At 65.9% G+C, this 19684-nt stretch carries 19 protein-coding genes; 10 read left to right on the forward strand and 9 right to left on the reverse strand.

All coding sequences use genetic code 11. The features are described 5' to 3' along the window. Positions 1 to 109: 109 nt before the first annotated feature. Both SOM28_RS18185 and SOM28_RS18190 read right to left on the reverse strand, forming a co-directional pair. Positions 110 to 1093, reverse strand: a complete 984-nt coding sequence (locus tag SOM28_RS18185) for a PP2C family protein-serine/threonine phosphatase (RefSeq protein WP_123070818.1) — start codon at positions 1091 to 1093, stop codon at positions 110 to 112. Between the two features lie 62 nt (positions 1094 to 1155). Beyond that, entirely contained in the window at positions 1156 to 2421 is a 1266-nt protein-coding gene (locus SOM28_RS18190) for an MFS transporter (protein ID WP_320468966.1), read from the reverse strand. A gap of 108 nt (positions 2422 to 2529) precedes the next feature. On the opposite strand from SOM28_RS18190, the gene SOM28_RS18195 reads away from it, so the two are divergent. The 3 genes from SOM28_RS18195 to SOM28_RS18205 all read left to right on the forward strand — a co-directional run bounded on the left by SOM28_RS18195 (position 2530) and on the right by SOM28_RS18205 (position 4649). Then, positions 2530 to 3015, forward strand: coding sequence for a GNAT family N-acetyltransferase (locus SOM28_RS18195; RefSeq protein ID WP_123071331.1), 486 nt, complete (start codon positions 2530 to 2532; stop codon positions 3013 to 3015). Positions 3016 to 3134: 119 nt separating this feature from the next. After that, positions 3135 to 3857, forward strand: coding sequence for a MarC family protein (locus tag SOM28_RS18200; RefSeq protein ID WP_123071332.1), 723 nt, complete (start codon positions 3135 to 3137; stop codon positions 3855 to 3857). A gap of 45 nt (positions 3858 to 3902) precedes the next feature. Beyond that, positions 3903 to 4649, forward strand: coding sequence for an NADH-quinone oxidoreductase subunit E (locus SOM28_RS18205; RefSeq protein ID WP_320468967.1), 747 nt, complete (start codon positions 3903 to 3905; stop codon positions 4647 to 4649). Positions 4650 to 4709: 60 nt separating this feature from the next. On the opposite strand, the gene SOM28_RS18210 is transcribed toward SOM28_RS18205, so the two are convergent. Next, entirely contained in the window at positions 4710 to 5603 is an 894-nt protein-coding gene (locus tag SOM28_RS18210; protein WP_320468968.1) for a LysR family transcriptional regulator, read from the reverse strand. Positions 5604 to 5691: 88 nt separating this feature from the next. Here SOM28_RS18210 and SOM28_RS18215 point away from each other — a divergent pair, with 88 nt between their 5' ends. Both SOM28_RS18215 and SOM28_RS18220 read left to right on the forward strand, forming a co-directional pair. Next, the gene (locus SOM28_RS18215; RefSeq protein ID WP_320468969.1) at positions 5692 to 6483 is read left to right on the forward strand and encodes an NAD(P)H-dependent oxidoreductase; all 792 of its coding nucleotides are present in this window, start codon (positions 5692 to 5694) and stop codon (positions 6481 to 6483) included. Beyond that, positions 6480 to 6878 (forward strand): nuclear transport factor 2 family protein, encoded by a 399-nt coding sequence (locus tag SOM28_RS18220; RefSeq protein ID WP_320468970.1) that lies wholly within the window; start codon positions 6480 to 6482, stop codon positions 6876 to 6878. Before SOM28_RS18215 ends, SOM28_RS18220 begins: the two co-directional genes overlap by 4 nt. A gap of 35 nt (positions 6879 to 6913) precedes the next feature. Here SOM28_RS18220 and SOM28_RS18225 read toward each other — a convergent pair whose 3' ends face one another. The 5 genes from SOM28_RS18225 to SOM28_RS18245 form a co-directional block, all read right to left on the reverse strand. Continuing rightward, positions 6914 to 7366, reverse strand: a complete 453-nt coding sequence (locus SOM28_RS18225) for an SH3 domain-containing protein (protein WP_320468971.1) — start codon at positions 7364 to 7366, stop codon at positions 6914 to 6916. A gap of 8 nt (positions 7367 to 7374) precedes the next feature. Then, positions 7375 to 8952 (reverse strand): RAD23 family protein, encoded by a 1578-nt coding sequence (locus SOM28_RS18230; protein ID WP_320468972.1) that lies wholly within the window; start codon positions 8950 to 8952, stop codon positions 7375 to 7377. Next, positions 8922 to 11261 carry an FtsW/RodA/SpoVE family cell cycle protein gene (locus tag SOM28_RS18235; protein ID WP_320468973.1) on the reverse strand — a complete coding sequence of 780 codons (2340 nt, stop codon included), beginning with the start codon at positions 11259 to 11261 and terminating at the stop codon, positions 8922 to 8924. Before SOM28_RS18235 ends, SOM28_RS18230 begins: the two co-directional genes overlap by 31 nt. Next, on the reverse strand, positions 11258 to 12220 hold the full coding sequence (locus SOM28_RS18240) for a protein kinase domain-containing protein (protein ID WP_320468974.1): 963 nt from the start codon (positions 12218 to 12220) through the stop codon (positions 11258 to 11260). Before SOM28_RS18240 ends, SOM28_RS18235 begins: the two co-directional genes overlap by 4 nt. Positions 12221 to 12322: 102 nt before the next feature. Beyond that, complete coding sequence (locus SOM28_RS18245; protein ID WP_320468975.1) at positions 12323 to 12835, reverse strand: glycine zipper 2TM domain-containing protein; 513 nt, start codon at positions 12833 to 12835, stop codon at positions 12323 to 12325. 195 nt (positions 12836 to 13030) lie between these two features. On the opposite strand from SOM28_RS18245, the gene SOM28_RS18250 reads away from it, so the two are divergent. Both SOM28_RS18250 and SOM28_RS18255 read left to right on the forward strand, forming a co-directional pair. Beyond that, positions 13031 to 14167 (forward strand): metallophosphoesterase, encoded by a 1137-nt coding sequence (locus SOM28_RS18250; protein WP_320468976.1) that lies wholly within the window; start codon positions 13031 to 13033, stop codon positions 14165 to 14167. A 112-nt stretch (positions 14168 to 14279) separates the two neighbouring features. Then, positions 14280 to 15722, forward strand: coding sequence for a M20/M25/M40 family metallo-hydrolase (locus tag SOM28_RS18255; protein WP_123071222.1), 1443 nt, complete (start codon positions 14280 to 14282; stop codon positions 15720 to 15722). Positions 15723 to 15746: 24 nt separating this feature from the next. Here the strand turns inward: SOM28_RS18255 and SOM28_RS18260 are convergent, their stop codons facing one another. After that, positions 15747 to 16118, reverse strand: a complete 372-nt coding sequence (locus SOM28_RS18260; RefSeq protein WP_320468977.1) for an Lcl C-terminal domain-containing protein — start codon at positions 16116 to 16118, stop codon at positions 15747 to 15749. Positions 16119 to 16338: 220 nt separating this feature from the next. Between SOM28_RS18260 and SOM28_RS18265 the strand changes: the two genes are divergently transcribed. The 3 genes from SOM28_RS18265 (at position 16339) to SOM28_RS18275 (ending at position 19554) form a co-directional block, all read left to right on the forward strand. Beyond that, positions 16339 to 16776 (forward strand): hypothetical protein, encoded by a 438-nt coding sequence (locus SOM28_RS18265; RefSeq protein ID WP_123071220.1) that lies wholly within the window; start codon positions 16339 to 16341, stop codon positions 16774 to 16776. A 193-nt stretch (positions 16777 to 16969) separates the two neighbouring features. Further along, the gene (locus SOM28_RS18270) at positions 16970 to 18124 is read left to right on the forward strand and encodes a right-handed parallel beta-helix repeat-containing protein (protein WP_320468978.1); all 1155 of its coding nucleotides are present in this window, start codon (positions 16970 to 16972) and stop codon (positions 18122 to 18124) included. A gap of 275 nt (positions 18125 to 18399) precedes the next feature. Then, positions 18400 to 19554: a right-handed parallel beta-helix repeat-containing protein gene (locus SOM28_RS18275; protein ID WP_320468979.1), complete on the forward strand. Its 1155-nt coding sequence runs from the start codon at positions 18400 to 18402 to the stop codon at positions 19552 to 19554. Positions 19555 to 19684: the final 130 nt, after the last annotated feature.

A 19684-nucleotide genomic window follows, 5' to 3' on the forward strand; every position in this document is an offset into this window, starting at 1 on the left:
CGACAAGTTAAATAATGGTCGAAATCAATATTGCAAGCTTACGCTGTTTTTGAACCGCACGGCGCACCAAGTTCGTTGATTAACAACATTATTTTCTAAAAGCATGAGATCAGTTGGTGGCTTTGGTGGGGGCTTCTACCGGCAATACGGTTTCATCCGCATGGCGGGCCAGCGGCCGTAGGACGAGGGCAGTCAGGTTATCGGGCTGCAGTCCGGCCGGCGGATCGTTTTCCAGCAGGCCGAACAGGCGCTCGACGAGGGTCACCGCAGCCGGATCGCCCTGCATCAGTGCTGGCCAGCCGGCCACGAAACCGTCCGGCTGGGCGCAGGACCAGAACCCGTCGGTAGCCATCAGATAGGCCGCGCCGGGCCGCAGGGCCAGCGCGCGGCGGTCGGCCAGGTGGGCCAGCCAGCAGGGCAGGATGTCCGGGGTGAGGGCGAACAGCGGGTCGGACAGGCGAGTCGGGTCGGCGAAGGCATTGCCAAGGATGAAAGCCTGGGCGATCTGCGGCGCATGGCGCCCGTGCACCTGGCGCCACCAGTCCGCTTCGTCAAGGCGGCCGGCGAGGGCGGCCACGGTGGCAGGCACGTGGTCGACGGTTAGGGGTGTGGCGTGCGCCGCGTCGAGTTCGTACAGGCGTGAGTCTCCCACGTGGTACAGCAGCGGCGCGCCGCTCGCCGGCAGTTCGAGCAGGGTCAGCGTGGTGCCGGGCCGCCCGGCGCCGCTGGCGCCCTGGGCAAAGCGCGCCTGCAGGCCGGCGTGGATGGCGTCCAGCCGCCCGCTCAGTTCTTCGAGCGTGGCGCAGGCTGGCATCATCAGTAGGGCCGCCGCCAGCGCTTCGGCCGCCTCGCGCCCATGGCCATGCCCGCCCATGCCGTCCAGCACCGCCAACCGGCCATGCCCGGCCGGCCAGCCGTCCACGGTGAGAAAGCACGGCTGCTGGTCCTGCAGGCGGCAGGCGCGGCCGTCGAAATCGATGACGACGAAATTATCCTGGTTTTCGGCGCGGGTGGATGGGCCGCAACCGACGCGGCTCGCGACCGCGACGTCGAAGCAGGGGGCGAAACGGAAATCGGCGAGCGTGACTGGCATTGGCAAAATGATCAGGATAATACCGCCACTTTACACGCTGGCGTGACGGATCAAAGACACGATTAGATGGGATGTTTCCGGCCGCCCGTCAGCAAGACCAGGGCGTTGAGCACCACGCAGGCGCCGGCGGCGGCGAACGCGGCGCGCACGCCCCAGGCGTCGGCGACCAGTCCCCACACCACGCTGCCGGCCGCATAGCCGCCGGCCATGATGAACAGGTAGATCGACAGCGTACGCGCGCGCACCTCGGCCGGGAAAGACAGCTGGGCCGCCGCGTTGAGGGTCGAGACGGTGGTGGACCAGGCCATGCCGCCGCACACGATCATGGGCGCGAGCAGGGCCAGCGAGCGCGTATGCGGCATGGCCAGCAGCATCGCGCCATACACCAGCAGCGCGCCGGCCAGCAGCCCGGTGCGGTCGACCCGGGCCCGCACCTGCGGCAGGAAGAAGGCCGCGGCCACCGCGCCGCCGCCCAGGCAGCCCATCAAGGTGCCATACACGCCGGCGCGCAGGTGCAGCACGTCGCGCACGAACACCGGCAGCAGGCTGGCGAAGGCGATGGTGGCGAAGAAGACCGAACACACATTGCGCAGGATGCGGCGGTAGCGCGGGCAGCCGAAGGCGGTGGCGAAGCCCAGGCGCAGGCGCACGCCGAACTTTTCGCGCGCGGCTGGCTGCGGTTCGCCTTCGCGCCACCAGTGCCAGTAGACTCCCAGCAGGCCGATGAAGGACACGGCGTTGGCCAGGAACAGGGCGCCCGGCCCGATCCAGCCGAACAGCAGGCCTCCCAGCGCCGGGCCGAGGATGGCGGACAGGTTGTACGACAGGTTGTTGAGCGTGGCGGCGGCTTCGACTTCGTCGGGTTCGACCAGGCTGCCCAGCGCCGCCTGCCAGGCCGGCCAAACGAAGGCGGTGCCGATGCCCAGGCAAAAGGTGATCGCCAGCACCGGGCCGCTGGATACCTTGCCGCTCCAGACCAGCACGGCCATCGCGCCGGCGCACACGGCATTGAACAGATTGCAGAAGAACAGGAACTTGGGCCGGTGCACGGCGTCGGCCAGCACCCCGGCGAGCAGCGCGAACAGGAATATCGGCAGATAGGTGGCGGTCTGCACCAGCGAAGTGATCGAAGCCGATTGCGACAGCGAGGCCACCAGCCAGGCCGCGGCGAAGGTCTGGACCCAGGTCCCGAGATTCGATACCAGGTTGGCGAGCCAGATGCGGCGGTAGCGGGCATGGCGCAGTGGCTGCGTCAGGGGCACCTTGCGGCGTCTGGGAACCGTGCCGGCGGCAGGGGAAAATAAGGCGAGGAAGCTGGCTTTCGGCATGGTCGAACCATGGTAGGACGGGGCCGGCTCACCCGTCAATAAAATTGCATTATGGAAAATCAACGCTGTGGTATGTTTACGTTCCGCGCAACACTGTCAATACATGCCATGGATATCCGGCCGCTGGTAGACACCGATATTCCGCTGCTCGTTCCCGCCATCGCAGCCCAGTTGCGCGAGCTGGCGCTGGAGTTCATCGTGCACGAATCGACGCGCGAGGGCGCCGCGACCTTCCTGGCCGAGAACGACCAGATCGGCGTGCGCAAATACCTGGCCATGGGGCATGTGTACCACGTGGCGCTGGACGAGGGACAGCTCGCAGGCTTCATCGCGATCCGCGACAACAGCCATTTGTTCCACCTGTTCGTCGGCAAGCGCTGGCAGGGACGGGGGCTGGCGCGGTGCTTGTGGAATGTGGCGCGCGCGGCGGCCATCGCGCGTGGTGGCGACGGCAATTTCACCGTCAATGCGTCGAACCATGCGGTGCCGGCGTATGAGGCGTTCGGTTTTGCGCGGGTGGCGCCGACGCAGTGCGTGAAGGGCTTGTATTTCAATCCGATGCGGCTGGGGTGGGCGGACGACGGCCACGGCTGATCGCTGGTCAGCGGTGTGCCCGCGCCGCCAGGGCATGATGTACAGTGGCGGTCCGGGCCTGGGGCCTGGCCCGTCAGCGGCACTCGTCGACCGCTGGCCGGGCTTGAACACGCTATTTCATGACCATCGAGTTGATACTGGCCGTGGCCAGGAGTTTTTTGTTCGTCCTGGTGACGATGCTGCCGATCCTGAATCCGGCCGCCACCGCACCGATTTTCCTGAGCATGACCGAGGGCGCGTCGCCCGCGACCCGTGCGCTGCTGGCGCGCCGCATCGCGCGCAATATGTTCTGGCTGATGACGGGCTCGATGCTGATCGGCTCGTATGTGCTCGACTTCTTCGGCATTTCTCTGCCCATCGTCCGGGTAGGCGGGGGCCTGATTCTCGCTTCGGTGGCCTGGCGCCTGCTGGGCGCGACGCCTTCCACGCTGGATAGCCGGACCGCGCTGGCCGAGGCCTATACGCCGGACCACGCCCACCGCCAGGCCTTTTATCCATTGACCTTTCCGATCAGCTGCGGCCCGGCCTCGATCGCGGTGGCGATTACGGTGGGCGTCGCGCTGCACGACGTGCAGCTCGTGTTCTCGCTGGCGCGCATGGGCGGCGCCTTGATGGCGCTGGCGGTCATCGGCGTGCTGATTTATCTCGCGTTCCGCTATGGCGAACACTTGCTGCGGCTGATCGGCGAGGCCGGCACCGCCGTCTTCCTGCGCCTGACCGCGTTCATCCTGCTGTGCCTTGGCGTGCAGATCGTCTGGGACGGGCTGCGCGAGCTGTTGCTCGAGGTGATGTCGGTTCCGGTGCACCTGGCGGCGGTCCGGGCGATCGTGGGCGCCGGATAGAATTGGTGAGCGTACGCGCTGGGCGGCTCGCTATACTGCTGGTCGATGACCAGCCTCTCTACTTCATTCCCGTCGACCGCCGGCACGCGCAATGATCGCCTTGCCGGCGTCGGCGTCACGCTGGCGGTCCACCTGGCCTTGATCCTGGCGTGGCAGATGGCAGGCAAGTTGCCGCCGATGCCGCAGGAAGGGAGCGACGAGGCAATGCAGTGGATATCGCTACCCTTGCTGCCAACGCTGGCGCCGCGCGTCGAGCCGGCTGCGCCTGCACCTGAGAAGGAAATGCGACCGGCGTCCGAAGCTGCTCCGGAGCGGCCACGTCGGAGCGTTCCGCCTCCGGCTGCGCCGGTGGAGAAGGCGCCGTCGGCCGCGCCAGCACCGACGGAGGTGGACGGCCAGCCCGCCGCGCTCCCAGGCGCAGCGGAGATCCTCGCCAACGCGCGGCGCAGCGTCGGCGAGATCGACCGCGCCCTGCGCAAGGAAAACAAGCCCCTGATCGTCCTGCCGCCGGATAGCCCGCAGCTCCGCATGCGCGAGGGCATGGAGCACGCGCGCGCCATGGCGGCGCCGCGCCTGTGGGAAGCGCCCAAGGTTGAGGAACTGGTGAACAACACGGGCGACGGTGCGCGCCGCACGCGGGTGATCACCGGAAGGGGGACCTACTGTGTCACCGACAGGGCGCCGACGACCAATGTCGAGATGATCGAGATGCACGGCAGGCGGCGCTTCACCAATTGTCCGACACACGAAACGCCGCCCAAGCAGCAGGTGTGGCGTACCGCGCGCGATTAGATATCTTGTTCACGACCGATACGGTGAAGCCAGATCTACGGGAAGAGATACCGAGGCCCCTCAGATCGACTTTGCTATGGTCTCCCGCAACCACTGATGAGCAGGATCCCGATGGGAACGCTCATGCCAGAGCATGACCATTTCATACCCGGGAACGTCCACGGGTGGCTCGACGATCTGCAGCACCTTGGTACTGCGTACCAGACGCGAAGGCACCATGGCGACAAGGTCCGTACTAGCCAGTACGGACATCATGAACAAGAACTGTGGAACGGAAAGCACCACCTTGCGCGTCAATCCTGCTTTTGCAAGCGCATCATCAGTCACTCCATGGAAACCGCCGCGATCTGGCGACACAATCACATGCTCCAGTTCGCAGAATTCCGCCAGCGTGAGTTGCGGATGCAAACGCGGATGATCCACTCTACCGGCAAGCACATAGCGCTCAGCGAAAAGCGTACGACGGCGCAGTCCGGGAGGGGATCCATCGCCAGTATGAAAGGCGAGATCGATGTCACCCTGTTCGGCTTGCTTCGCAATCTGTGACGGTACCAGATCCAGCACTGCAAGCCGGGTTGCCGGCGCCGCCGCCCGGATCGCGGACATCGCAGGCAAAAGTATGGTCGAGCAACTGGAGTCGGAAGCGGCGACGCGCCAGGTATGTTGGGACTCTGCCGGGTTGAACGGGCGGGCTGGCGCCACTGCGCGCTCCAACGATTCAAGCGCGTCGCGCAATGGTTGAACCAATTCCTCGGCTCGTGCGGTGGGCTGCATTCCACGCGGACCAGGCAGCAACAGGGGATCACCGAAAATCTCCCTGAGCTTGGCGAGGTGAACGCTGACGGAAGGCTGCGAATAGTTAAGGCGACGCGCTGCCCGGGTCACGTTCCGCTCTGCCAACAGCACATCAAGGGTGACCAGCAGATTCAGGTCAAGCGCTCTTAAATTAAGCATCTTAATAGCTCGTATGTCGATAATTCATTTCCAATATACCTGATGCGAGCCTATTCTGTCCTCCTTTGCATACGTTGAAAGATCAGTGATGAATATTCTTCTCGTCCACGCGCATCCAGAGTCCAAGTCCTTGAACGGGGCACTGAAAGAGTTCACCGTGCAGCGGCTGAAAAGCGCAGGACACTCGGTGCAGGTATCAGACCTGTACGCAATGCAGTGGAAAGCCGCTGTCGATGCCGACGATACGACCCAACGGTTGTCCACGACCCGGTTCGATGTTGCTTCCGAATCCAGACATGCTTTCGAAAACGGCTTTCAAAGTGAAGACATTGCTCGGGAGCAGGAGAAGCTGCTGTGGGCCGATGCGGTGATTCTTCAGTTCCCGCTGTGGTGGTACTCCATGCCGGCAATCCTGAAAGGCTGGATCGAGCGGGTCTACGCTTTCGGCTTCGCCTATGGCGTTGGCGAGCATTCCGACACACACTGGGGAGATCGTTTTGGCGAGGGCACGTTAGCCGGGAAGCGAGCCATGCTGATAGTGACAGCAGGTGGTTGGGAATCGCACTATGGTCCGCGCGGCATCAACGGTCCAATCGACGACATGCTCTACCCCATCCAGCACGGTATTCTGTTCTATCCGGGCTTCGACGTGATACCGCCGTTTGTCGTGTATCGAGCTGGCAGTACAGATGAGAGCAGATTCACTCATATCCGTGACGAACTCGGACGACGACTCGATACTCTCTTCAGCGTGGATTCCATCGCGTTTCGTCCTCAGAACAAGGGCGATTACAAGATTCCAGCGCTGACCTTGCGAGACGATATTCTCCCTGGGCAAACCGGGCTGTCGATACACGTCGCAGATCGCGAGCACGAATGAATACCACAGCAAATAAAAGTCTCGTGGGACGTTTTCTCAGCCAATTCGAAAAGGGTGGCATCAACGAGCTTTTTGATATGATGAGCAATGAAGCGACATGGTGGGTCAATGGCAAACCTCACCTGTTTGCTTTTGCTGGATTAAAAACCAGAGATGAAATGCGGCCCGCCCTTGAAGAGCTTTTCGCCTTCTTTAACGGTGGAATAAGAATGGAGTTAAAAAGCTTGATTGGCGAAGGCGACATGGTGGCCGTCGAGGCACGCTCTTATGGCGTGACGACGAGTGGAAAGCACTATGAGAACGAGTACCACATATTGTTTCGACTTCGTGATGGGGAAATCGTTGAAATACGGGAATACACCGATCCCATGCATGCGGTCGAGGTGCTGCGTTAATCAGGTAAGCGACCCTGTGACGATACACTGACAAATCATTCATCGGCCCGCCGCAGCCACAGGCTGCTGGCCCATCCCTCGATTTCCTTGCCAGCGACCGTCGCGCGCACCTGCCACCAGTCGCCGTCGCGCAAGCCGGTCGCTTCCACCCGCGTGCCGGCCGGCACCACGAGCAGCCGTTCGGCGCCGACCCCGCCCGCCACGCGCAGGTTGAGCGCATCGCGCACGCGGTAGCCGGCGCCGGCGACCGGCACGTCGATGCCCGCCACCTCTTGGGCCTGTGCCGACTGCACCAGTTGCGGGGCAGGTGGAGGAGTCCCGAACATGGCCAGCAACAGCGTCCCACCGGCCGCGGTGCCGACTCCCAGCACACCGAGCGCACGCGCATTCGTCCGCCGCCACCAGGCGCGCGGCGTCAGCCAGGCGCAGGCGCACAAGGTAAGCACCAAAGCCGCCGCGTAGGCGGCCGCATGAGTCCAGGTGACCATCCTCGTCCTCAGGCGTCGAAGCGCAGCACGTAGTGTCCCGCCACCAGGTGATGGCCAGGCGGGATCACATAAGGCTGATCCTGGGGCGCGCTCTCGATCTGGGCGACCAGGGCCAGTTGCTCGTCCAGGTGGTACAGCGCCTGGGTGGGCGAAAGGCGCGCGATGCGCAGGCCATCGCCCGAGGCTTCCCAGCTGAAGGCGTTGCGCGACAGGCCGAGGCGGTCGGCGCTGGCGGCCGGAGCGCCGTCGCCCTGGCGCACGAACTGCGGCGTATCGAGTACCCGCAACGCGCCCAGCGACGGCATGCCGCGTCCGAAGGTCAGGCGCGTGCCCGATGCGGCCGGCTGCGACGGACCTTCCGGCAGCACCAGCAGCGCGCTATAGCGCTCTGCCAGCTGCTGCTGGACCGCCAGCAGGCGGATGCTGGCGTTGTCGAGCGGCGCGAACTGCGACGGCACGGCGATGCGCTGGCGGCCGGCCGGGGTGATCGCGTGCAGCTCGTCGGCGTCGTCGACCGCGAAGCGGATGACGCTGTCCTTGCCCGGCGCGCTGGGCAGCAATTGGGCATTCAGGCCGACCTCGAGTTCCTGGGCGCCGGTCTCGCGGTAGCGGCTCAGGCGCGGCAGGGCCAGCGCGGCCAGCGTGATGCGGTGGCGCGCCACCGGGGCGTAGGTGGCATCGAGTTCCGTCGCGGGCGCAGGCCGGGTTGCCGGGCTTGAAGCGGCCAGCGGCATCGCCGTCATGTCGGCGGCCGGCGGCGTGGCGGTGCGCGACTTCCACACCGCCGGGCTGCGCTGCGGCTGCGCGCTTGGCGTGACTGGTGCGGCGCTGGAGGCAGGCGCAGGCTGCGGGCGGGCGGCGGTACTGTTGCCAACACGGCTGATTTTCAAAAGCAGGCGGTGGGCGCTGGCGCCCTTGCTGCGCAGGACGTAGTAGCCGTTGGCGGCGTCGAAGCGGCATTCGAAACTGTCCTTCGGACGCACCTGCAGTTCGAGCGGGGCGCCAGGGCCGTCGTTCACCAGCAGCAGGCCGCCTTCCGGGCCGAACGGCCAGCCGGGCACCGCGAAGGTGGCGTTGGCGCCGTCCAGGCCGACCAGGGTCAGGCGCTGGTTCGGATAGATCGCGCAGACCGGCTGCCAGATGGCGCTGTCGCGCGAGGCGGTCACCGTGTACTGGACTTGTTCGCCCGGCGCCGGCAGGTAGACGGCGTGGCCGAACTTCACCTGCACTTCGCCCGGATCGAGGTCGTCGCTGCCCAGCACGTGGTAGCGCACTTCGTCGCCGCCGAGCAGGTCGCCGAAATCCTTCTGGTGCAGGGCGGCCAGCGATTGCGCCAGGTCGCGTACGCGCGCGCCGCGGGTCAGGTGGCGGTCGTCGTCGACCTCGTCCTGCGGCAGCACCAGGGTCACGTGCGAAAAGCAGCGGGTGGCCGCGCGGCCGCGCTGCTCGCGCGGGGAGCGCTCGAGCAGGTCGCGCAGCAGCGGACGGCGCGAGAACAGCGCAAGGCCAGGCGCCTGCCACAGGGCGTCGGCGTTGAACACATCCTGGACCTTGCCTAGGACTTCGTGTTGGACATAGACCGGCATGATTGACTCTCCTCGTTGAATTGGGTGCTCGCCATGCCGAACGCTAGCAGGGGGCAGATGAAAAACAGCAGGTGCGAGCCGCCCGCGGACAGGAAGCTCATGGGCTGGCCCATGATCGGGAACATGGCGAGGTTGGTGCCCCAGGACAGCAGCAGGTGGCCGGCGATGAAGGCCGCGCCGCCGCACAGGGCGAAGCATTGGAAGCGGCCAATCCAGGCGCGCCGGAAGTCCTTGGCCGCATTCGAGCCACGCCAGGCGCCGGCAGCGGCGCGCAGCAGCGCCGCCAGGAACAGCGCCTGCAAGGTCCACAAGGCCAGACCCGCCGCCAGCCCATGGCGGTGCAGCAGGAAGGAGGGCGCGAAGTCGTCCTGGATGGCGGGGATGGCCAGCGCCTCGCCGGCCGCGCCGCCCAGCGCCGCCATACCGAGCAGATTGTCCGCGCCCAGCCAGCCGCCCTGGACGATGGCGCGGCTGCCTTGCAGCATCTGCTGGCCGGTGTGCGGGTGGATCGTCGGTTCGCTCCAGACCTGGAAGCGTTCGGGATAGAAGCCGAAGGCGCCCAGCAGGTCGCCGCCGGCGCGCATCGTCACGCCGCCCGCCGCCAGCAGGCCCGCGGCCACCAGCACCGAGGCCAGCGCCGCGCGCCGTCCATGGCTGGCGCACCAGGCCAGCAGCATGGTGCCGCTCCATACCAGCAGCAGCACCAGCGGGGAATAATCGTCGACCCGCACCAGGGCCGCCGCGAGCAGGAATATGAACAGCAGCACCGGGGCCGCCATGCGCAGCCAGAAGCGCCAGTCACGGCGGCCATGGGCCGCACCGCCGGCGGCCAGCGCCAGGCAGTGCGCGCTCAGCGCGGCCAGGGCGAACTTGGCGAATTCGAAGGGCTGGATGTCGAACACGCCGGTCTCGCCGCCGAAGCACACTTGCAGCAGCAGGCCGCCCAGTGCGAGCGCTGCGAATACCAGCAACACGCGCTCGGTGACCGGGCGCGACACGGCGCCGCGGGCGAAGCAGGACAGGAGCAGCAGGGCGCCCGGTAGTCCGAGGCCCAGCAGCGCGGTCGTGTTCTGGAAGTGGCGCAGCCAGGCCGTGTCGCTCGCCCCCAGGCCCATCTCGAGCTGCACCAGCAGCCCGGCGCCGAGCAGCAGCACAGCGCTGGAGGCTAGCAGCGAGGCGCGGCGCGGATACAGCAGGGTGAGCCAGAGCGTGGTCCAGGCCAGCAGCAGGGAGATGACGGCGCCGGGGGCGCCGACGGTGCGCTGGGTGACCAGGAGCAGCATGGCGCCGGAGGCCAGCAGCGCTGCTGCGAACGGGCGCACAAGATCGGAACGCACCGCACGCTCGCGCAGCAAGGGCGCGATGCAGGCAAGCCCCATCAGCAGGACGAGGCAGGCGGCGGCCCAGGCCAGCGGCGGCGGCGCGGGCAGGGCCAGATGGTCGCGTTGCTCCCAGCGCCAGCTCACCGCGGCCGGTAACTGGTTCGCAGGCGCTGCCGACAACGCAACCTGGCGCGACGGCGACAGGCGCAATGTGGCGCCATCCCGCGCGAGGGTGAACAGGGTGCGGCCGACGGCGAAGGCATCCACGTCGGCCAGCGGCAGCTCGCGCTGGGCGGCGTCGATCCAGCCGGCGCCGCTCGAGACCAGCACCGGCTGGGCGCCGCGCGCCGACAGGGCGATGCGGCCGTCGTCCTGGCGCAGCAACAGGGCGTCGCCGGGTTCGATCGCAGCGGCGGCGATGCGGTTGCCGCAGTAGAGCAGGCCGCCGAGGCTCAGGGGACGGGCCAGGCTCGCTCTTTGCGGCAACCAGCGGTTCCAGGCCGCCACCGCGCGCGCCGACAGGCCGGTGTCGGGGCAGGCAGGTTGCGGCTGGCCGTCGCGTAGCACGGTGGCGCCGTCGTAGTCCCAGGTCTGTTCGCCGTCGCGCAGTATGACGCGTCCAGCCTCGGCCGCGACCACCGCCAATTGCAGCGCGCCGGCCTGGATGCGCTGGCCAGCCGCGAGCGGGAGGTCACTGCTGCGCTGGCGGGCGTCGCCACGACGCAGCACGACAGGCTGCAGCGGTTCGGCGTTGCGCAGCAGCCAATCGCCGTCACGGTCGCGGCGCAGCACCAGCTGGCGCGGGGCGGCGCGCGGCGCGCCCAGTTCCTGGCGGCCCAGCATGACCGATTCGCCGGGGGCGAGGGTCACGGCGATCTCGGACGGGGTCCAGGCGGCCGGCGTCTTGACCAGGGCCAGCAGCTGCACGGCGCACAGCAGCGCGAGCAGGGCCCAGGCCAGACCGGCGCCGATGAAAGGGCGCTTCATGCGGCGCTCCGCAGCGGCTCGGCACCCAGGGCGGAGACAGTGTCCGCCAGGCCGCGGCTGATGTCCAGCGCGTGGCGCGGACGGTCGGCGGGCCGCTCGGCCACCAGCGCGCGCAACAGCGCGAGGCCAGGGGCGGCGGCGGGGCCCAGGCGGCTGGCGAACAGCGCCGCTTCGTCCGCTTGCAGAACGGCTGGCCTGGCCTGGCGCTCGGCCAGCAGGCTGGCCGCCGCGTCGCGGCCGTGCGCCTGCCAGGCCTGGCCGCAGGCGCTGCTGTAGCGCAGCAGGCGGCCGCAGACCAGGTAGTAGAACAGGGCGCCGAGGGCGAAGTAGTCGGTACGTGCCTCGGTGGCGTAACCGTCGGCATCCGGGAAGAACTGTTCCGGGGCTTGCCAGTTGGCGGTGCCGGCGTAGGTGTGGGCGCGCAGGTCGTCGAGGCTGCGGTTGGTGCCGAAATCGGCCAGCTTGACGCTGTCGTTCGCCGCGTCGAGGAGCAGGTTACCCGGTTTGAGGTCGAGGTAGCGCCAGCCGCTGGCGTGCACCTTGGCCAGCGCCTGGTTGACCTGGCCGATCCAGGCCAGGGCACGGGCAGGGGCGGTCGTGCGGCCCAGCGCCATTTCGCGGGTCAGGTGGCCGGCCAGGTCGCCGTCGAGCAGTTCGAGCGCCATTGCCGGCATGCCTGCGTGTTCTCCGCTGTCGAGCAGGCGCACGATGTGGCGGCCATCCCACGGCGCCAGGCCGCGCAGGAAGGCGATTTCGGTGCTGGCGCTGGCCAGCCAGCGTGCGCGCAGGCCGGACGGGGCACGTTCCATCTGTTCCAGGTTGACCAGCTTGAGGGCGACGCAGCCGTTGGCGTGCAGGCTGTCGGCGCGCCACACGACGCCGTAGGCCGAACCGGCCAGCGCCTCGCGCAAGCGGTACTGGCCGCCGGCCAGCGAGATGACGGTGCCTGCTTCGTACATGGTGTCCCCCGAACCTGGCGCATGGCGCCGATGCGGGAGACTAGCGGAGGGGAGGGGAAAAGAAAAAGCCGCGCGGTGCGCGGCTCATTGGATCGGCGTGGATCAGCGGCCGTGGCCGTGGTGGTGACCGCGGCGGTCGTCGCGATCCCAGCGGTCATGCCGGTCGTGCCGGTCATGACGATCCCAGCCGCGGCCGCGGTTCTCGACGTAGACCGGGCGCGGTTGCACGTACACCGGACGGGGCTGGACATAGACCGGACGCGATTCCACGTAGACCGGGCGTTGCTGCACGTAGACCGGACGCGGTTGCACATACACGGGGCGCTGCTGCACGTACACCGGTTGCGACTGGTAGTAGCCGTTGTTGTAGCCGTTGTTGTAGCCATTGTGGTGGCCGTAATGACGGCGGTCGTCGCGGGTATTGATGGAGTTGCCCACCGCCGCGCCGATCACGCCGCCGGCAACGGCGCCGCCAGTGCCGCCGACCGTGTGGCCGACGACGGCGCCAAGCACCGCGCCAACGGCCGTGTTCGTACCACGATCACCGGCCATTGCCGCCGGCGATACCGCGACAGCGGCCAGCAGCACAGCACCAAGGGTTGTCGATTTCAACATGGTCTTTCCTTTTACCCTGGCGGAGATCGGAATGATGACTGCGACACCGGGTATGGACGTACTATATTCCCGGGCCCGAATCGTGCCATTCGTTAATACAGTTTTTTACAACTGCATCCCGGTTGGTAACATTCTGTCTTGCAAGCAGCAGCGGGCGCCCCATCTAGGCAGGACCACCGTCATCCGATCACTGCCATGCGCCCGAGCCGTAGTTTCGTCGTCGTCCTCTCCCTGCTGGTATTGCTGCTGGTCTATATCGGCATGCGCCTGCTGCCCGACCTCGGGCTTGGCCTGGCCGGCACTGCCGCCGGTGTCCTCCTGCTGGGCCTGCTCGGCGCGCTGGTGCCGGTCGGGCTGATGTCGTCCTCGCTGCGCCGTCGGCGCTGGTCGGACCTGCTCGCCTGGCTGGGCCTGCTGTCGATGGGCCTGTTCTCGTCGCTGCTGGTCACCACCTTGCTGCGCGATGCGATCCTGCTGGTGCTGTTGCCCTTCGGCGCGCTGACGCCGGCGATCGCCTATGCCAGCGCGCTGGCCGTGCCGCTGGTGGCGCTGGCCGTGACCGTGATCGGCTACGTCAACGCGCGGAGGGTTGCGCGGGTGGTGAAAGTCGACGTGCCGATCCGGGATTTGCCGGCCGAACTGCACGGCTACGCCATCGCCCAGATCTCGGACATCCACGTCGGCCCCACGATCAAGCGCGCCTACCTGAACGCCATCGTCAACAAGGTCAACAAGCTGGGCGCCGACGCCATCGCCGTCACGGGCGACCTGGTCGATGGCAGTGTGCAGCGGCTTGCCATGCATACTGAGCCGCTGGCGCGACTAAAGGCGAGCGACGGCGTGTTCTTCGTCACCGGCAACCACGAATACTATTCCGGCGCCCTGGAGTGGATCGCCGAGGTGCGGCGCCTGGGCCTGACGGTGCTCATGAACGAACACGTGGTGCGCCGGCGTGGCGCCGCCTCTCTCGTGATCGCCGGCGTGGCCGACTATACGGCCCACCATTTCCACCCGGAGCACAAGAGCGACCCGCAGCGCGCCGTCCGTGGCGCGCCGCGCGATGTCGGGGTGAAGGTGCTGCTGGCGCACCAGCGACGCAGCGCGCCGGAGGCGGCCAAGGCCGGCTTCGACCTGCAGTTGTCCGGCCATACGCACGGTGGCCAGTTCTTCCCGTGGAATCTGTTCGTGCCGCTGCAGCAGCCGTTCGTCGCCGGGCTCAATCGCGTGCGTGATATGTGGGTGTATACCAGCCGCGGCACTGGCTACTGGGGACCGCCGAAGCGCTTCGGCGCGCCGTCGGAGATCACCCTGGTACGGCTGGTGCCGGCCTGAGCAGGGCGCCCGTACGCCGTTTTCTGTCTGTACGTACGGCAAGAAAGTAGCAGCGAAAAGTTGCCGAATGCGCTATCGTTTGAATCCTTTCGAACTAGCAAGGGTTTCCCGCATGAAACGCAGCTTCCGTCTTCACCACCTTCCCGTCATGGGCGTCATCGCCGCCGCGCTGTTGAGCGTCCCGGCCCTGGCCGCCGGCCCCGGCAACGATCCCGCCGCCCTCGCCAAGATCCGCGACACGGCCATGAGCAGCGACTACGCCTGGCAGCGCACCGAAGACATGACCGACCTGATCGGTCCGCGCCTGTCCGGTTCGCCCGGCGCGGCGGCGGCGGTGACCCAGGTGGCGGAAGCGATGCGCAAGCTCGGCGCCAAGGTGACCTTGCAACCCGTAAAAGTGCCGCACTGGGTGCGTGGCATCGAAACCGGCGAGCTGGTCGAGTACACGGGCCGTCCGCAGGGCGTGACCCAGCGTCTCGTGCTGACTGCACTGGGCGGCTCGGGCGCGACCCCGGCCGAGGGCCTGGTGGCGCCGGTGCTGGTGCTCAAGAGTTTCGAAGAACTCAAGACCCGCGCGGCAGAAGTGAAGGGCAAGATCGTCCTGTTCGATGTGGCGTTCGACCAGCACATGGCCGACCGCGGCCTGGCCGGCCACGCCTATGGACAAGGTTCGGCCTACCGCCGCAACGGCCCGCGCATGGCGGCCGAGCTCGGCGCTGTCGGCGCACTGGTGCGTTCGGTCGGCGGCGCCGCCTATCGCCTGCCGCATACCGGTTCGTCGGGCCTGCTCGAGAATGCACGCATCCCGGCCGCCGCCGTGACGGCGGAGGATTCGATGCTGATGGCGCGCCTGGCCAAGCGCGGCCCGCTGAGCATGAAGCTGGTGCTGACCCCGCAGAACCTGCCGGACGCCGACAGCTTCAACGTGATCGCCGATTTGCCTGGCACCGAGAAACCGGACGAAATCGTGATCGTCTCTGGCCACCTCGATTCCTGGGACCTGTCGCCGGGCGCGCACGACGATGCCGCAGCCGTCGCCAGCGCGATGGCCGTGTTCGAGGTGCTCAAGAAGCTCGACTACCGCCCACGCCGCACCATCCGCTTCGTCGCCTGGATGAACGAAGAGAACGGCCAGCGCGGTGCGGCCGCCTACCTGGCCGCCGAACAGGCGAACGCGGGCAAGCACTTCGGCGCGATCGAAAGCGACAACGGCGTCGGCCGTCCCTTCGGCCTGCGCGCCAGCGTGATGCCGCAGTCGGTCAAGCTGTTCGCGCCGCTGCAAGCGGCACTGCAGCCGATCGGCGCCAACGTGTTCCAGCGCCAGGACGTGCTGGCCACCGGCGATCTGGCCGGTTTGGAACGCGCAGGCGTGCCGAGCTTCGCGCCGGTCGTCGACACCTCGAGTTATTTCGACTACCACCACACGCCTGCCGACACGCTGGACAAGGTCGATCCGGACATCCTGCGCCGCCATGTGGCGCTGATGACCGCGACCGCCTGGTACCTGGCCAATATGGAGCAGGACATCGGCCGCTCCAGCGTGCCGAAGCCCTGATCCCGGCCGGCCCGCGCTGGCGCCTCAGGCCGCTGTGCTGATGCGCCGTATCGCGCGCGCATGGCCGCGGTAGGGTCGGCCATAGATGGTCTGGATGCCACTTGCGAAATTCTGGCCCCAGACCAGCTGCGCGCGGGTTGCGTGCGGCTCGCTCGACCAGTACCAGTTGCGCTCGAACGATTCGCGCAGGTTCGCGAACAGCAGCGCCAGTTCACGCCGCGTCGGCAGCGCGCCCCCATGACCGTTGGCCCAGGTCACGGCGGTGGGCCAGCTGACGTCGGAGGAGTCGCCTGGCAGCAGGACCAGGTGGTAGTCGGGTTCATCCTTGCCCAAGATCAGACCGGCATATTCTTCGCCATCTTGCAGCATGCCCCGGATTTGCATGTATTCGCCCATTGAAATCTCCTCGCGTTAAGTAGCAGTGGGATAAGACTGCTGAGCGCGACTTTTGGTTTCGTGTTGGGTTCGATCTAGATCATGGTCGCGTCTAATTTCTAAGGGGACCGATCTCGTGGGGATTTGATATTACATGGAAAAATTTCTTGGAATAAATGAACTAAGGAAATAGACGTCACTCAAAGGAGTACATTCTTTAATTGAGGTAAGGAACTCTCCGATGAAAAAACCTGTGACCTTCGCTTCGTCATTCCGCATCAAGGCCGCGCTGTGCTGCAGCGTCGCCGTCCTGCTCACCGCCTGCGGCGGTATGGCCGACGAGTCCGCCAACCAGCAGTTGCTGGCTGACACGGTGGCTAGCGCGACCCCGGAGGCAACGAACGCCATGGCCACGGGCACCGTCGACGCCGGCCCCGCCGCGCCGGAGACCGTCGCGCAGGAAACGGCCATGCCGGACCCGGCGCCGGCGCCGATAGATAACGGCGTCGCTACTGCCGCGCCGGCCACCCAGACCGCCGACGGCAGCGCCCCGACATCGAACGATTTCAATCTCAACGGCTATCAGGACGCCGCGTCCTCATCCGACGCCTCGCCCCAGGCCACGCCGGCAGCAGCCAGCGTCGACGGCCAGCAGGCCATGCAGCTACCAGCAGCGTAGGAAGCTTCCTCATCCGATAGCCCGCTCCAGCGTCTGCTGTGTTCGGTAGGAAACTGCTGAGTATTCCGTTTCTATAAACGCATTACCCTAACAAAATTAGTTCCTGCAGAAAAATATTTCCTAAAAAAAGTTGAACTTAGGAAGTTTCCTGCGCTCAAAGAGTTACATTGTTTAATTAGGGTAAGACACATTTATGCAGACCTTCGCTACCTTCGCTTCGATCCGTACCAACGTTACCCGCGCCGCTACCGCCGTCGCTTTGCTGGTCGCCGCCATGTCGGCCAACGCTGCCGCCATCCCCACCACCCCAAACAATTTCTACGTCTCGCCGACCGGTTCCGACACCGCTGCCGGCACCAAGGCCGCGCCGTTCCAGACCCTGGCGCGCGCCGCCAAGGCCGCGACCAGGGCTGGCACGACCGTGTTCGTGGCGCCGGGCACCTATGCCGGTGGTTTCAAGACCACGGCCAATGGCACCGCAAGCAGCCGCATCTACTGGGTGTCGACGACGAAGTGGGGTGCGAAGATCGTGCCGCCTGCAAGCTCGACCAATAACAGCGCCTGGGACAACCGCGGCAACTACGTCAGCATCATCGGCTTCGACATCGACGGCAGCAAGCTGGGCAGCGGCACCAAATGGGTCCACGGCATCTATACCGGCGGTTCGTACAATGTGATCGAAGGTAACCACGTGCACCATATGGCGACCACCATTCCGTGCAATAGCGCGGGCGGTTCGGCGATCGGTGTCGACAGCTATTACAAGGGCGTCAAGGGCGACGTGATCGGCAACGTCGTCAACGACATCGGCCCGGCCGGCTGCACCTATGTGCAAGGCATCTATCACAGCACCTCGGGCACCATCAAGAACAACGTCGTCTACCGCGTCGGCTCGGCAGCGATCCACCTGTGGCATGACGCGACCGACGTCCAGATCGTCAACAACACGGTGAGCTCGTCGGTGTTCGGCATCATCGTGGGCGGTGGCGACTTCTACTTCACGAAAGCCGGCGCCAACAATGTCCACGTGCACAACAACATCGTGTACGACAACAAGTACGGTATCTCGGAGCAGGGCACGACCGGCAAGGGCAATACCTATAAGAACAACTTGGTCACCAAGAACACGACTCATAACTTCCAGCTGCGCAATGGCCTGAAGGATAGCGGGACCATCAGCTCGGAGCCGCTGTTCGCCGGCTACTCGCGCACTGCGGCGCTGCCGGACTACAAGTTGTCGCCCAGCTCGCCGGCAATCGGTCGCGGTCTGGCCACCTATGCGCCGGCTGCCGACATCGACGGCAAGGCCCGCGGCAGCGCCATTGACCTCGGCGCTTACCAGCACTAAGCACGAGGATTCGAGCAGCTCGACTCCCTGCGCATGCCCCTGCATGCGCATCTTGCGAACACCGCCCACCGAGCGCGGGTCCGCTTCCAAACAACTCAGCAAGACCGTCCCTTGGCGCGGCTCACTTAGGCCGCTTATAGCACGCGTTTGATTTCCATAGAGAAATTGCTCTTAGAAATCTAATACCGCTAAAAAAGATTTCCTAAAAAAAGTTGAACTTAGGAAGTTTCCTGCGCTCAAAGGGTTACATTGATTAATTAGGGTAAGACACATTCATGCAAACTTTCGCTACCTTCGCTTCGATCCGTACCAACGCTACCCGCGCCGCTGCCGCCGTCGCCTTGCTGGCCGTTGCCTTCTCGGCCAACGCTGCCGCCATCCCGACCACCCCAAACAATTTCTACGTCTCGCCAACCGGCTCGGACACCGCTGCCGGCACCAAGGCCGCACCGTTCAAGACCCTGGCGCGCGCCGCCAAGGCCGCGACCAAGGCCGGCACGACCGTGTTCGTGGCGCCTGGTACTTATGCTGGCGGCATCAGGACCACCGCCAGCGGCACCGCCAGCAGCCGCATCTACTGGGTGTCGACCACGAAGTGGGGCGCGAAAATCGTACCGCCTGCCAACTCGACCAACAAGACGGCCTGGGACAACCGTGGCAACTACGTCAGCATCATCGGTTTCGACGTCGACGGCAGCAAGATCGGCACCGGTACCAAATGGGTGCTCGGCATCTACACCGGCGGTTCGTACAATGTGATCGAAGGCAACCACGTGCATCACATGGCGACCACCATCCCGTGCAATAGCGCGGGCGGCTCGGCGATCGGCGTCGACAGCTACTACAAGGGCGTCAAGAGCGATGTGATCGGCAACGTCGTCAACGACATCGGCCCGGCCGGCTGCACCTACGTCCAGGGCATCTATCACAGCACCTCGGGCACCATCAAGAACAACGTCGTCTACCGAGTCGGCTCGGCAGCGATCCACCTGTGGCATGACGCGACCGACGTCCAGATCGTCAACAACACGGTGAGCTCGTCGGTGTTCGGCATCATCGTGGGCGGTGGCGACTTCTACTTCACGAAAGCCGGCGCCAACAACGTCCACGTGCACAACAACATCGTGTACGACAACAAGTACGGCATCTCGGAGCAGGGCACGACCGGCAAGGGCAATACCTATAAAAACAACCTGGTCACCAAGAACACGACCTATAACTTCCAGCTGCGCAATGGCCTGACCCATACGGGCACCATCAGCTCGGAACCGCTGTTCGCCGGCTACTCGCGCACCGCGGCACTGCCGAACTACAAGCTGTCGACCAGCTCGCCGGCAATCGGCCGCGGCCTGGCCACCTATGCACCGGCGGCCGACATCGACGGCAAGGCGCGCGGCACGGCCATCGACCTGGGCGCTTATCAACACTAAGCAGCACCAGGCAGTACCAAGCAGCACCCCAGGCAGCACCCCCGGCAGCACCGACCCGGACCGAAGCCAGCCCCGGCCAGCTTCATCCGGCGTCACCCGCGCCAGCGCCAGCTGGCGGATCTCGTGGACG

Source organism: Massilia sp. CFBP9026, from assembly GCF_034045165.1.
In the GTDB taxonomy this organism is placed as follows: domain Bacteria; phylum Pseudomonadota; class Gammaproteobacteria; order Burkholderiales; family Burkholderiaceae_D; genus Telluria; species Telluria arenae.